A 13450-nucleotide genomic window follows, 5' to 3' on the forward strand; every position below is an offset into this window, starting at 1 on the left:
AACTACGGAGCGCCGGGCGTAGCCGTACGAATGGCACGCGCGGGCGGCGTTTTCTACAGTGGCGCAGCCGTCGGCAACAGCCGGCGCAACAACCCGAATCCACTGGAGATAACGAACAATGCAATCCATCATCCGCCTCGGCGGCGTCGCCGTCCTGCTCGCAGCCTCAGTCGCCCAGGTACAGGCCCAGGCCCAGGCGCCCGCGCCGGCCGTGCGCACCGAGAAGAACATCTCGCTCGCCCTGGCCAACCAGATCGCCGCCGAAGCCGTGGCTGCCTGCGCCGCCAACGGCTACAACGTGGCCGCCACCGTGGTCGACCGCGCCGGCACCGTGCGTGCCGTGCAGCGCGCCGACAACGCCGGCCCGCACACGCTGGCGTCGAGCGAGCGCAAGGCCTGGACTTCGGCTTCGGCCAAGAGCCCCACGCAGGCCATGATGGAAGGCGCGCAGAAGAACCCGGGCGCCGCCAACCTGGTGTACCTGCCGGGCTTCCTGCTGCTGGGCGGCGGCGTGCCGGTCAAGTCGGGCAATGAAGTGATCGGCGCGGTCGGCGTCGGCGGCGCGCCCGGCGGCCATCTCGACGACCAGTGCGCCAACGCGGCGCTCGAGAAGGTCAAGGGCTCCCTCTGATGATGGCGCGCGGTATCTGGCCGGGCCTGCTGGCTGTCGCGCTCGGGCTGGGCGTGCCGGCTGGTGCGCTCGCCCAGGTGCCGCCGCTGGCGGCCGAGGTTCTGGCCTTCGACGGGCTGCACCAGGCCGCCTGGCATGGCGATGCGCAGAAGCTGAAGGCGCTGATCGCCTCGGGGGCGAATCTCAATGCACGCGACACGCGCGGGCGCACGCCGCTGCACGTTGCCACCTTCGCCCGCCAGCGCGAGGCGATCAAGCTGCTGGCCAAGGCCGGCGCCGACCTCGACCTGCTCGAAGACGACCGCTACGACGCCGTCACCATCGCCGCGGTGGCCGACGATGCCGCGACGCTCTCGGTGCTGCTCTCGCTCGGCGCCAAGGCCGGGCAGACCACGAGCCGGTACGACGGCACGGCGCTCATCGCGGCCGCGCATCTCGGGCACGATGAGGTGGTGCGCAGGCTTATTGCAGCCGGCGCACCGCTGGACCACGTCAACAACCTGCACTGGACGGCGGTGATCGAATCCATCGTGCTCGGCGACGGCGGCCCGCGCCACCAGCGTACGCTGGCTGCGCTGGTCGACGCCGGCGCCGACATCAGGCTGACGGACCGCCAGGGCAACACGCCGCTGCAGCTGGCGAGGGCGCGCGGCTACACCGCGATGGCGAAGCTGCTGGAGACACCGCGCGCAAAGTAGGCGGCTCGGGGAGAATGGGGCCTCGCCACGAGGCGCCACGAGGAAACCGCCCCATGTACATGCCCCCGCAGTTCAATGCGAAGGACCCGGCCATCGCGCTGGAGCTGATGCGCTCGCATCCCTTCGCGAGCCTGATCTCGAACGACGACGACGGGCTGCCGTACGTCACGCACCTGCCGCTGGTCGCCGAGCAGCGCGCGGGCGACGAACTGGTGCTGTGGGGCCATTGCGCCAAGCCGAATCCGCATTGGCGCTACCTGCAGGCCAGGCCCCGGGCGGTGGCCACCTTTCTCGGGCCGCATTCGTACCTCTCTCCCTCCGTCTACCCCGACCTGGCCCGCGTGCCGACGTGGAACTACCTGGCGGTGCATTGCACCGTCGAGGCACGGCTGATCGAGGAGCCCGCCGACAAGGACGCGCTGCTCAAGAAGCTCATTCACGACCACGAGCCCGCCTACGCGCAGCAGTGGCGCGACCTGGGCGAGGAGTTCCAGCTCAAGATGCTGGCCGGCATCGTGGGCTTCGAGCTGCGCGTGACTGCCCTGCAATGCAAGATCAAGCTCAACCAGCACCGCCGCGAATCGCATGCCGCGATGCACGCGGTCTACAGCGCTGGCACGCCGGACGAGCGGGCGCTCGCCGTGTGGATGGGCCGCCTGGGCATGGCCGCCGAGGCTCCCGTGGCGGAGGGCGGCTGAGATGCGCGGACTGGGCCTGATCGGCCTCGTGCTCGTGCTGGCGATCGTCGGGCTGGTCGCGAAGAAGCAGATGAGCAGCATGGCCTCTTCCGCACAACCGTCCGTGCCTGGCGTTGCAGCACCCGCCGCGGGCGATGCGCGAATGAATCCGCAGCAGGTGCAGCAGCAGGTCAAGGAAGCGCTGGACGCCGCGGTCAAGACACGCCAGATGCCCGATGACAACTGAGGCGACTCCATTGCCGGACGTGCACGACGACACGCACTGGATGGCGCTCGCGCTCGCCGAGGCGCGGCTTGCCGCCGAAGCGGGCGAGGTGCCGGTGGGCGCGGTGCTTGTGAAGGACGGCCGCCTGGTCGCGACGGGGCGCAACACGCCGGTCGCGCAGAACGATCCGAGTGCGCATGCCGAGATCAACGCGCTGCGTGCGGGAGCCCTCGCGCTCGGCAACTACCGGCTCGACGGCTGCGAGCTGTTCGTCACGCTCGAACCGTGCGCGATGTGTTCAGGGGCGATGCTGCATTCGCGCCTCGCGCGCGTGGTGTACGGCGCGGCCGATCCGAAGACCGGCGCGGCCGGCTCGGTGCTCGATCTCTTCGCGGAGCCACGGCTTAACCATCGCACGGTGGTGCAGGGCGGCGTGCTGGCGCAGGAGTGCAGCGCGGTCTTGCAGGCTTTTTTCCAGCAGCGCCGGAACGCTGCGCGCGCGACTGCCGAGCCCTTGCGCGACGACGCACTGCGCACATCGCCCGAGCGCTTCGAGGCCTTGGCCGGCTATGACTTCGCGCCGCATTACGTGCAGGACCTGCCTAGCTTGCAGGGCTGGCGCATGCACTACGTCGATGAAGGTGCGGAGGATGCGGCCTGTTGCCTTTGCCTGCACGGTCCCGGCGAATGGGGCTACTTCTTCAGGCATCTCGTGGGCCTGCCGGGGCTGCGCACGCTGGTGCCCGACCTGATCGGCTTCGGCAGGAGCGACAAGCCCAAGCGCGAGGCGGCGCATAGCCTGCAATGGCATCGCCACGTGCTGCTCGAATGGATGGCGCGGGTGGGAGTCGAGTCGGTGGCGCTCGTGCATAGCGAGGCCGCTTCCGAACTCGCCGTGCTGCTGCAGGCGGCAGCGCCCGGTCGGTTCGCGGCGGCACTGGTCGCGCCGGAAGGGCACGAGAACATCAAGGGCGCATGGCGCGCGCCTTTTCCCGACCGGGGATACGAAGCAGCGCTGCGCGCACTGGGGCCTCTTGCCACTTCCTCAGGGCCGACGCCGGAGCAGGCCCGAACGGTCGTTCTGCAAGTGCGAAACGCAATGGGATACTCGAACGCGTGACCAAACACATCTATATCTACTCTCCCTCCAGCGCGGTCCGGGACAAGGCCGCTTTCCGGCGCGGCGTGAAGCGGCTCAGAGCGCTGGGTCATGAAGTCGAAGTCGACGACGCGGCGCTGTCGGTGCACCAGCGCTTCGCGGGCGACGATGCCACGCGGCTCGCCGCGATCTCGCGTGCCGCGGCCAGCGGCGCGGACGTGGCGCTCATAGCACGCGGCGGCTACGGGCTCACGCGCATCCTCGATGCGGTTCCGTACAAGGCGCTCACGAAGGCGATCGAGAAGGGCACGGAGTTCGTCGGCTGCAGCGACTTCACCGCGCTGCAGAACGCGCTGCTGGCAAAGACCGGCGCGGTGACCTGGTCGGGCCCCGCCGTCGGCGAGGACTTCGGTGCGGAGGCCGGCCCCGACGACATCATGGAAGCCTGCTTCGACGACCTGCTCACAGGGCAGGGCGAAGGCACGGGCTGGCGCATGCCGGCGCGCGATGTCGATCTGAAGTTCAAGCCCGTGCAGGACGCCACGTTGTGGGGCGGCAATCTCTGCGTGCTGACCAGCCTGCTCGGCACGCCGTACTTTCCGATGGTGGAGAAGGGCGTGCTCTTCATCGAAGACGTGAACGAGCACCCGTACCGCGTCGAACGCATGCTCGATCAGTTGAAGATGGCCGGTGTGCTGGCGCGCCAGCGTGCCATCGTGTTCGGGCAGTTCACCGGCATCCGGCCGGTGCCGGGCTACGACCGCGGATTCGGCCTCAACACCGTGATCGACCGGCTGCGCGCAACGCTCAAGGTGCCCGTGCTCGCGGGCCTGCCGTTCGGGCACGTGCAGACGAAGGTGTTATTGCCCGTGGGTGCGAAGGTGTCGATGGCCGCGGAAGGGCGTGATATTTTTCTCGTTTGGGGCCACAGGCATGCACATGGTCATGACGACCACCATGGACATGACCATCATCACGCCCATTGATCCGGACACAAAGAGAATAGAGCGTTAAAAATCAGAACGGCCCCGAGGGGCCGTTGCAGTTTCAGTTGTTTTTGGTGAAGCGCTGATGCGCGCGCGGCCCCATCGAGCCGGGCAATCCGCCCTTGAACATGCTGTTGATGGCTTTCATCTGGCGGCGCGCGGCGGTTTCGCCGTCGATGGCGCTCAGCGCGATCATCACGTCCTGCCGCAGGTACCAGAGAGCTTCGACGTCGGCGGCAAAGCGCACGCGCTGGCTGACGCGTTGCACGGAATGACCGCCATGGCCCTGGAGCGCCGACAGCATCGCGGTACGGATGCGCCCCAGCTGGTTCTCCGTCGCTTGACGGGATCCGGAGCCGGGTACGTTCAGCAGACGGAGAAGACGGCGAAAGAGCATGGGACGGGAAGTGTGTTGCCGGAACCGAGAACGGCCGCTACCTTAAGCCTGAGTTAACCATTCCACAAGATCTGAAACGTTGTTTCTTGTTTGCAAACAACACGCTTTACTTATCGTTTTCACTAGTCATTGAATTTTGTTTTCCAAAGTACTACAAGCCGATGAATGACTCTGTCTGCATTCGCCCTGTCGGCAGCGGCGTATACCCGGGAAGACAACAAAAGGGGCACGCAAGCTGCATATTCCGTGTGTGAGCGGGCGCGCGTACGCAGCGCCGGCCGCATGGACATGGAAGTGCGAAGGGCCCTGGGCAATTACAACCATCGGTAGAAATCGAGAAGAGCAAAAAGTATGGGTGTCAATTCCACAGTCGTATTCGCGGACTTGACGGGGAGCACGAGGGTCTTCGAGGCCATGGGAAATGCGCGGGCCACGGAGACAGTGACCCGTCTGACGCAATGGATCGGCGGCGTGTGCCAGGCGCACGGCGGCCGCGTGGTGAAGTCGCTCGGCGACGGCGTGTTCGCCATCTTCACCAGCGGTGCCGCGGCCACGCATGCGGTCATCGAGCTGCAGCGCTATCACCAGAAGCGGCTGCTCGCGTGGCCCGCGCCCCTGCGCATGGCGTTGCAGATCGGCGTGGCCAGCGGCGAGGTGGTGGAAGTCGAGGGCGACTGCTACGGCGATGCCGTCAACCTCGCCTCGCGTCTGAGCGACCTGGCCGGCCCGGGCCAGATCTGGGTGACTGCCGCGGTCATCTCCCAGTTGCGCGAAGGTTCGGTGCAGCACCGCGACCTCGGCCTCATCAACATCCGCGGGCGCAGCGAGATGTCGGTCGTCCACCGGATCGACTGGCAGGAGGACGTGACCTCGTTCCTCACCGTGCCCGCGGCGCTGGCCCCGCTGCGCATGCCCGATTCCTCGTTCGGCCAGATCGAACTCGCGTGGCTCGACGTGCGCTCGATGTTCCGCACGGAGGAGCTGCCGATCCACCTCGGCCGTGTCGACGACGCCCAGTTCGTCGTCAACGATCCGCGCGTCTCGCGCCTGCATGCGCGCATCGAGTTGCGCCAGGGCAGCTGCGTGCTGATCGACGTCAGCACCTACGGCACCTGGGTGCGTTTCCACGGCAACGACGGCCCCAGCACCGAGATCGCCTTGCGGCGCGAGGAGTGCGTGCTGCACGGCCGTGGAGAGATCGGCCTGGGCGCGCCGCTCAGCGATTTCAGTGCGCCGACCATCGCCTTCAACACGAGTAGCGGCGACGTGATGCTGTCGCGGCGCGAAATCGCGCGCTGATGCGGCCGCGCACCGCCCGAAGCGGTGACGTTTGGCTACCATGCCCGCATGCAATCGGGTGCACCGCGAGCACGCGTCGGGCGTTGCGTATCCACTCGGGCGCTGTCCGCCCCAGGCCTGGAGCCACTGTGAACTTCAAATCTCGATCTTCTGTTTTCAAGCTGGCGGCCATCGGTGCCGTCATCGCCGGCGCGTTGCTGGCGGCGGGAGCCGCGAACGCGCGCGGAAGCTGGTCGGTGCAGATCGGCACCCCCGGCTACGTGGCCGGCGGCTACCCGGCGCCGTACTACGCGCCGCCACCGGTCTACAGCTATCCGGCACCCATCTACTACGCGCCGCCGCCGCCGGTCTACTACCGGCCGCCCCCTCCGGTGTATTACCGCCCGGCACCCATCTACACGCCGCCGCCCGGCCGCATCTACTACGGGCCGGGCTATCCCTACCGCCCGCCGAACGACTGGGACGACGAGCGCGACTGACACTGTCACCTGAATGTTTTCTGAAGCATTGGCATGCCCTCTGGCATGCCAATTTTGTTTCAAGGAGTGACTAAAAAGTCACATTGGCACACATTTTTGTGGTGACTTGGCCCATCCTGGGCACTTGCCTTGCTGTTTTTTGGAGGGCATGCCGCTTGCCTTAACGCTCCAACAGGCGTCGATACGCCGCAGGAGCGAGGATCATGTTGGAACAGCTGGAGGCCGAGCACACAAGACCGGCCGACGAGGTGGTGTACGTCGCGGAGACGGCGGCCACCCATGAAAACGAGGCGGCGCCCGACGGCTCCCGCTCGCTGAAGGCGGCAGCCGCGTTTTCCATTTCGGCGGCGCTGGCCGCATGCGGCGGCGGCGGAGGAGGGGGTGGGAGCGGCGCCGGGGGCCTTGGCTTCCCGATCGGCGGCGGCACGCCCGGCGCCAACCCGGGCACCACGCCCGACACCGGTCCGTATCACTACCCCCAGGCGCAGAACGACGCCGAAGCCGCGCGCTTCCTGCTGCAGGCCCAGTTCTCGGCTTCCGACGACGAGATCGCCGCCGTGCGCGCCAAAGGCTACCTGCCGTGGCTCAGCGAGCAGCTCGGCGCGGCGCGACAGCCTTCGGCCTGGGAGTGGGTCAACAGCAAGGAGTACGCAGACGTCGAGACCGACGCCATGATCTGGCGCCAGCTCATGACGGCCGCCGACCCGGTGCGCAAGCGCATGGCACTGGCGCTCAGCGAGATCTTCGTGGTCTCCGGCACGGAGATCGGCTCGAGCTGGCCCACGGCCATGATGGCCCAGTACTGGGACATGCTCGCCAACGGCGTCACGGGCAACTTCCGCCAGTTGCTGGAAGACGTGACGCTCAACCCCGCGATGGGCTTCTATCTCAACACCCGCGGCAACAGGAAGGAAGACAACTCCGGCCGCCAGCCCGACGAGAACTACGCGCGCGAGGTCATGCAGCTCATGACCATCGGCCTCTACCAGCTCGAGGGCGACGGCACGGTGAGGACCGGCGCCGACGGGCAGCCCATAGAGACCTACGTGCAGAACGACGTGACCAATCTGGCGCGCGTCTTCACCGGCTACGACCTCGACATCCGCTCGTCCGAGCGCAACGCCTTCACTCCGCCCGGAGCCAGCTACACCATCGAGACCAACGCGTGGACCACGCGTCCCATGGCCTACAAGGCCTCCAATCACTCGATGCTGGAGGCGCGCTTCCTGGGCGCCACGGTGCCCGCGGGCACGGACGGTCCGGCGGCGCTGAAGATCGCGCTCGACACGCTCTTCAACCATCCGAACGTCGGGCCTTTCATCGGCCGGCAGCTGATCCAGCGGCTGGTCACGAGCAACCCGAGCCCCGCCTACGTGAAGCGCGTGGCCGACATCTTCGCCAACAACGGCGCTGGCGTGCGCGGCGACATGAAGAGCGTGTTCGCCGCCGTGCTGATCGACGACGAGGCGCGCGGCCCCGCGGGCCTTTCCGATCCGAACTTCGGCCACCTGCGCGAGCCCATGCTGCGGTTCGTGCAATGGGGCCGTACCTTCGGCATCGGCTGCACATCGGACAACTGGAACATCGGCAACACCTCCGACCCCAGTTCGAGCCTGGGCCAGTGCCCGCTGCGCTCGCCCTCGGTGTTCAATTTCTTCCGGCCCGGCTACGTGCCGCCCTCGACCGCCATCGCCAGCAACAAGATGGTCGCGCCCGAGTTCCAGCTGGTCAACGAGACCAGCGTGGGCGGCTATCTCAACTTCCTGCAAGGCAGGCTGCAGAACGGCTTCGACAACAAGGACGTGATCGCCACCTATACGGCCGAGAAAGCGCTGGTGAACGACCCCGCCGCGCTGGTGCGCCGGCTCAACCTGCTGCTCACCGGCAACCAGCTCTCGGCCGCCACGGTCGCGCTGATCACCGACGCCCTGAGCAAGGCGCCGCTGGCGAATCCCTCCACCGACGCCCGAAGGCTCGACCTCATCTGCGCCGGCGTGCTACTGGTGATGGGCTCGCCCGAATACCTCGTGCAGAAATGAAGAAGAAAGAAGCCGGAGCGAACCGAACATGCACCTGATCGATCCTGCCCGCCACACGCGCCGCGCCTTCCTGCGCCGCTCGGGCCAACTCGCGATGGCCGGCACCGCGCTGCCGTTCGCGCTCAACCTCGCCGCCATGGGCGAAGCGGCCGCCCAGGCCGCGCCGGGCGACGACTACAAGGCGCTGGTCTGCGTCTTCCTCTTCGGCGGCAACGACTACGCCAACACGCTCGTCAACTTCGACACCGACAGCTACAACAAGTACAGCACCATCCGCGGCGGCATCGCGCTGCCGTACGCGGGCCTCGCGGCCACCGAGCTCACGCCCGACGTGGCGCTCGCCAACGGCCGCAAGTACGCGCTGAATCCGGCCATGCGCGGCCTCGCCACGCTCTTCGGCCAAGGCAAGATGGCCGTGCAGCTCAACGTCGGGCCGCTCGTCAAGCCGCTCACGCGTGCGCAGTTCAACAGCACGAACCGCCGGGATTTCCCGATCCCGCCCAAGCTGTTCTCGCACAACGACCAGCAGTCGATCTGGCAGTCGTCGTCGCCCGAGGGCTCGACCATCGGCTGGGGCGGCAACCTCGGCGACCTGATGCTGAGCGGGCAGCGCAACGCATCGCTCTTCACCTGTATCTCGGTGGCGGGCAACGCGGTTTTCCTCTCGGGCGACGAGGCGCTGCAGTACCAGGTCGGCACGGGCGGTGCGGTGCGCATCAACAGTGTGAGCCCGGCCACCGGCAGCGTGTACGGCTCATCGGCGGTCAAGGCCGCCATGCAGCAGATCGCGCAGCAGGCGTGCGGCCATACGCTGGAGAACGAATACAACAAGGTCACGCTGCGCGCCGTCGAGGCCGAAGGCAAGATCACCGCCGCCATTCAGGCCAACGACCTGAACGGCAACTTCCCGACCGGCAACAATCTGGCCGACCAGCTCAAGATGGTGGCGCGCCTGATCCGTGGGCGCACCTCGCTGGGCGTGAAACGCCAGGTGTTCTTCGTCTCCATGGGTGGCTACGACCTGCACGACGACCTCGACACCAAGCAGGGGCCGTTGATGCAGCGTCTGTCCGAGGCCATGACCGCCTTCCAGCGGCAGATGGAAACTCTCGGCGTCTCCGACAAGGTGACCGCCTTCACCGCCTCCGACTTCGGCCGCACGCTCTCGAGCAACGGCAACGGTTCCGACCACGGCTGGGGCAGCCATCACTTCGTGGTGGGCGGCGCGGTGAAAGGCAAGGCCTTCTACGGCACGCCGCCGCCGGTGAGCGTGGGCAACACATCGGCCGACGACGACCAGTGGCACGTCGGCCAGGGCCGGCTGCTGCCCACCACTTCGGTCGACCAGTACGCGGCGACGCTGGCCAAGTGGTTCGGCGTGCCTGATCAAGACCTCAACGGCATCCTGCCGAACCTGAAGAATTTCAACAACATCACCGCGCCGAGCGGCATCAGCTACCCGCGCGACATGGGGTTCATGACATGAACACAGCAATGAGCAGCATGGCCAGCATGAGCGCCATCGGCGGCCTCAACGGCATGGAGGGCGGCGCCAGCGTCAACTTCAGCGCCGACCCGCCTGAGCAGGCACACGCCCCCGCGCGCAACAAGGGCGTGACCCACGTGCGCCCCTTCACCAGCGTCGATGCCGCCGTCGCGGCGGTGGAGTCGCTGGACCGCGATCTCAAGAAGTTCGAGCTCGCGGTGGCCGACAGCCTGCAGGACTACCTCGGCGTGCAGATGGCGCAGATCACCGACTGTGCGCTGGCGCGCGGCTGGGAGCCAGTCAGCTTCATGCAGCGCGACGGCTTCCGCGTGTATCGCTACGAAGCCATGCGCAGCCCCCGCAAGAGCAAGAAAGGTGCAGCGGGGAAGACCGATCGCGCCTAGCCAGCCGATGCCAGGATTTGCCCCAGCTTCTCGATGTCGACCGGCTTCTGCAGGTGATGGTCGAAGAGCCCCTCGGCCGAGCGGCCGCCCGCGTCCTGCGCGGAGAAGCCCGAGATGGCGACCAGCAGCTTCGGCGTGCCTTCGCCGGTGCTCTCGCGCAGCCGCCGCGCCACCTCGGTGCCGGGCAGGTCGGGCAGGCTGAGGTCGATCAGCGCCGCGTCGAAGCTCCCGGCGGCGGCCGCGTCCAGCGCCTGGCGTGCCGTGTAGGTGCATTGCGCGGTGTGGTCGTGCAGGCTCAGCAGCTCCTGCAGCAGGTCGGCCGAGGCCTGGTTGTCATCGACGATCAGCACGTTCACTGGGGGTTCTTCTTTCCGTCAGGTTGGGCGTCAGATTGATTGGGAAGTATGGCGGGCGCCTGCAGCGGCAGCTCGACCGTGAAACGCGACCCTTCGCCCGGTGCGCTTTCCACGCCGATGCGCCCGCCGTGCAGGTCCACGATCTTGCGGGTGATGAAGAGCCCGAGGCCCAGTCCGGCCGCGTGCTTGCGGCTGTCGTCGGTGCGCTCGAACTGCTCGAAGATACGGGCCTGGTCCTCGGGCGCGATGCCAATGCCCTGGTCGCGCACGCTCACCTGGGCCGTGTTGCCCAGCTGCCGAACGACCATCTCGACCGGCTTGCCGCCGCCGTAGCGCAGCGCGTTGGTCAGCAGGTTGGTCAGCACCTGCTCGATGCGGAACTCGTCCCATGCGCCGCGCAGTTCGGACGGCGCCGAGAGCGTGATGGCCGCGCCCGCGGCTTCGGCCTGCTGGCGCAGGTTTTCCACCACCGCGTGCGCAAGCGCCGCCAGATCGGTCGGCTGGGGCTTGATGGACAGCGCGTCGCGCCGCATGCGCGTGACGTCGAGCATGTCGTCGATCAGCCGCACCATGTTGCGGATCTGCCGCTGGTCGCGCTCGATCATCGCGGGCAGGCGCTCGGGCGAGAAGCTGGCGAGATTGCCCTTCGCCAGATGCAGCTGCCGCAGCTGCGCCTCGAGGTAGAGGGTGTTCAGCGGCGTGCGCAGCTCGTGCGACACCATCGACATGAAATCGTCGCGCATGCGCACCGCGCGCTCCAGGTCGTGCTGCGTCTGCTGCAGCTGCTGCACCAGTTCTTCCTGCTTTTTGTGGGCGGCGGCGAGCGAATCCATTTCGTGGCGCAGCGCCTTGCGGTGCTGGTAGAGGTCGACGAACACGTTCACCTTGCTGACCACCGCGTGCGGGTCCAGCGGCTTGTGCAGGAAGTCGACCGCGCCGCTCTCGTAGCCCTGGAAGGCGTAGTTCAGCTCGCGACCCGCGGCGCTCACGAAGATGATGGGGATGTGCCGCGTGCGCTCGGTGCCGCGCATCAGCTCGGCCAGCTCGAAGCCGTTCATGCCGGGCATCTGCACGTCGACGATGGCGAGCGCGAATTCGTGCTCCAGCAGCAGCGCCAGCGCGGCGTCGGCCGAACCGGCGCGGTAGGCGATGCGGCCGGGCGCGCGGATCAGCGCCTCCAGCGCCAGCAGGTTTTCGGGCAGGTCGTCCACGAGCAGCAGCTTGCTTTCGATGTCAATGTTCATGGACGGCTTCCAGTTGGAGCAGCAGGTTGCGCAGTTCGCGCAGGGGCAGCACGTAGTCGGGGATATGGCGCGCGATGGCGGCCTGGGGCATGGTGGGAATCTGGGCTTCCCCGGGTTCCTGCACGGCGGTGAGCCCGCCGGCCAGGTGGATGCGGTGCAGGCCTTGCGCGCCGTCGTCGTTCGCGCCGGTCAGGAGGAAGCCGGCGAGGGCGGGGCCGTAGGCATCGGCGGCCGAGCCCATCAGCAGGTCGATGGACGGGCGCGAGAACAGCACCGGCGGCTCGCAGCTCAGCGAGAAGGTGCGCTCGCGCTCGATCGACAGGTGATAGCCCGGCGGCGCGAAGTACAGGCTGCCGGCCGAAACCGGCATCTTGTCGTTGGCCTCGTGCACGGGAATCGGCAGGCGCTGCGCGAAGATCTCGGCCAGGCGGCTCTCGTGCTCCTCGGGCAGGTGCAGCACCACCGCCATCGGCAGGCGCCAGCTGGGCGGCAGGTCTTCGAGCAGGACGCAGAGCGCGTCGATGCCGCCGGCCGAGGCGCCAAGCACCACGGCGTCCACGCGCTTGCGGATGGGGAAGCGCAGCTGGCGTTTCATCTGGCCCGTCATGCGGCTTTCTTGCGGTAGATGCGCTCGGCGCGCGCATGCGCGTCGAAGCGGTCGGCGTAGCCCGAGAAGTCGATGCTCTCCTTCGAGCCCAGTCCCAGAAAGCCGCGGTGCGACAGCGACTCGTGGAACAGGCCCAGCGCCCGGTCCTGCAGCTCGCGGTTGAAGTAGATCAGCACGTTGCGGCACGACACCAGCTGCGTCTCGGCGAACACGCTGTCGGTCGCCAGGCTGTGGTCGGCGAAGATCACGTCGGCGCACAGCGAGGGGTCGAAGCGCGCGGCCTCGTAGGCGGCGGTGTAGTAGTCGGAGAACTCGCTGCGTCCGCCCGCGCGCTGGTAGTTGGTGGTGTAGCCCCGGATGGCCTCCAGCGGGAAGATGCCCTGCCTGGCCTTCTCCAGCGAAGCCGGGTTGATGTCGGTGGCGTAGATCTGCGTGCGCGCGAGCAGGCCTTCCTCGCGCAGCAGGATGGCCAGCGAGAACACTTCCTCGCCCGTGCTGCAGCCCGCCACCCATACCTTGACGGAAGGGTAGGTGTGCAGGATAGGCACCACGTGCTGGCGCAGGGCCAGGAAGTACGACGGGTCGCGGAACATCTCGCTCACCGGGATCGTCAGGAACTGCAGCAGCCGGCCGAAGAAGGCCGCATCGCGCAGCACCCGCTCCTGCAGCGCCGAGATGCTCGGCAGCCCGAGCTGGTCGAGCGCGTGCAGCACGCGGCGCTTCTGCGAGGCCACCGTGTAGTTGCGGAAGTCGTAGCTGTACTTGAGGTAGATCGCCTCCATCAGCAGCCGCAGCTCGATCTCGGTGTCGCTCAGCGGCGGC

Annotated in this window: 16 protein-coding genes; 11 read left to right on the forward strand and 5 right to left on the reverse strand. The window is 67.6% G+C overall.

The features are described from left to right. The first annotated feature begins 118 nt into the window (after nt 1-118). From ABL843_RS14985 to ABL843_RS15010, 6 genes are read left to right on the forward strand one after another with little or no spacing between them, the layout of a single operon-like run. A complete protein-coding gene (locus tag ABL843_RS14985) occupies nt 119-631 on the forward strand; it encodes a GlcG/HbpS family heme-binding protein (RefSeq protein ID WP_184638077.1) in 513 nt (170 codons plus the stop codon). Next, nucleotides 631-1329, forward strand: coding sequence for an ankyrin repeat domain-containing protein (locus ABL843_RS14990; RefSeq protein WP_418120347.1), 699 nt, complete (start codon nt 631-633; stop codon nt 1327-1329). Before ABL843_RS14985 ends, ABL843_RS14990 begins: the two co-directional genes overlap by 1 nt. Nucleotides 1330-1382: 53 nt before the next feature. Continuing rightward, nucleotides 1383-2027 (forward strand): FMN-binding negative transcriptional regulator, encoded by a 645-nt coding sequence (locus tag ABL843_RS14995; RefSeq protein ID WP_418120348.1) that lies wholly within the window; start codon nt 1383-1385, stop codon nt 2025-2027. A gap of 1 nt (nt 2028) precedes the next feature. Continuing rightward, nucleotides 2029-2253 carry a hypothetical protein gene (locus tag ABL843_RS15000; RefSeq protein ID WP_126019577.1) on the forward strand — a complete coding sequence of 75 codons (225 nt, stop codon included), beginning with the start codon at nt 2029-2031 and terminating at the stop codon, nt 2251-2253. After that, on the forward strand, nt 2243-3352 hold the full coding sequence (gene tadA, locus ABL843_RS15005) for a tRNA adenosine(34) deaminase TadA (RefSeq protein WP_418120349.1): 1110 nt from the start codon (nt 2243-2245) through the stop codon (nt 3350-3352). The genes ABL843_RS15000 and tadA overlap by 11 nt, the downstream gene beginning before the upstream one ends. Next, on the forward strand, nt 3349-4317 hold the full coding sequence (locus ABL843_RS15010) for an LD-carboxypeptidase (protein ID WP_126019582.1): 969 nt from the start codon (nt 3349-3351) through the stop codon (nt 4315-4317). The genes tadA and ABL843_RS15010 overlap by 4 nt, the downstream gene beginning before the upstream one ends. Nucleotides 4318-4378: 61 nt before the next feature. Here ABL843_RS15010 and ABL843_RS15015 read toward each other — a convergent pair whose 3' ends face one another. Next, nucleotides 4379-4714, reverse strand: a complete 336-nt coding sequence (locus ABL843_RS15015; protein WP_126019584.1) for a hypothetical protein — start codon at nt 4712-4714, stop codon at nt 4379-4381. 351 nt (nt 4715-5065) lie between these two features. Here ABL843_RS15015 and ABL843_RS15020 point away from each other — a divergent pair, with 351 nt between their 5' ends. From ABL843_RS15020 to ABL843_RS15040, 5 genes are all read left to right on the forward strand, one after another. Next, nucleotides 5066-6013, forward strand: coding sequence for an adenylate/guanylate cyclase domain-containing protein (locus tag ABL843_RS15020; RefSeq protein ID WP_126019586.1), 948 nt, complete (start codon nt 5066-5068; stop codon nt 6011-6013). A gap of 128 nt (nt 6014-6141) precedes the next feature. Then, on the forward strand, nt 6142-6492 hold the full coding sequence (locus ABL843_RS15025) for a hypothetical protein (protein ID WP_418120350.1): 351 nt from the start codon (nt 6142-6144) through the stop codon (nt 6490-6492). 203 nt (nt 6493-6695) lie between these two features. Beyond that, nucleotides 6696-8531 (forward strand): DUF1800 domain-containing protein, encoded by a 1836-nt coding sequence (locus ABL843_RS15030; RefSeq protein WP_418120351.1) that lies wholly within the window; start codon nt 6696-6698, stop codon nt 8529-8531. A gap of 28 nt (nt 8532-8559) precedes the next feature. After that, a complete protein-coding gene (locus ABL843_RS15035) occupies nt 8560-10017 on the forward strand; it encodes a DUF1501 domain-containing protein (protein WP_418120352.1) in 1458 nt (485 codons plus the stop codon). An 8-nt stretch (nt 10018-10025) separates the two neighbouring features. Then, entirely contained in the window at nt 10026-10421 is a 396-nt protein-coding gene (locus ABL843_RS15040) for a hypothetical protein (RefSeq protein ID WP_418120353.1), read from the forward strand. Here ABL843_RS15040 and ABL843_RS15045 read toward each other — a convergent pair. The 4 genes from ABL843_RS15045 to ABL843_RS15060 are packed head-to-tail and all read right to left on the reverse strand — an operon-like array spanning nt 10418 to nt 13410. Continuing rightward, nucleotides 10418-10777, reverse strand: a complete 360-nt coding sequence (locus ABL843_RS15045; RefSeq protein WP_418120354.1) for a response regulator — start codon at nt 10775-10777, stop codon at nt 10418-10420. The two genes, ABL843_RS15040 and ABL843_RS15045, sit on opposite strands and share 4 nt — an antisense overlap. Continuing rightward, nucleotides 10774-12021, reverse strand: a complete 1248-nt coding sequence (locus ABL843_RS15050; protein ID WP_418120355.1) for a hybrid sensor histidine kinase/response regulator — start codon at nt 12019-12021, stop codon at nt 10774-10776. Before ABL843_RS15050 ends, ABL843_RS15045 begins: the two co-directional genes overlap by 4 nt. Beyond that, complete coding sequence (locus ABL843_RS15055; RefSeq protein WP_369658198.1) at nt 12011-12628, reverse strand: chemotaxis protein CheB; 618 nt, start codon at nt 12626-12628, stop codon at nt 12011-12013. The genes ABL843_RS15050 and ABL843_RS15055 overlap by 11 nt, the downstream gene beginning before the upstream one ends. After that, a complete protein-coding gene (locus ABL843_RS15060; RefSeq protein WP_418120473.1) occupies nt 12625-13410 on the reverse strand; it encodes a CheR family methyltransferase in 786 nt (261 codons plus the stop codon). Before ABL843_RS15060 ends, ABL843_RS15055 begins: the two co-directional genes overlap by 4 nt. Nucleotides 13411-13450: the final 40 nt, after the last annotated feature.

Source organism: Variovorax sp. 350MFTsu5.1 (assembly GCF_048302515.1).
Classification (GTDB): Bacteria; Pseudomonadota; Gammaproteobacteria; order Burkholderiales; family Burkholderiaceae_C; genus Variovorax; species Variovorax guangxiensis.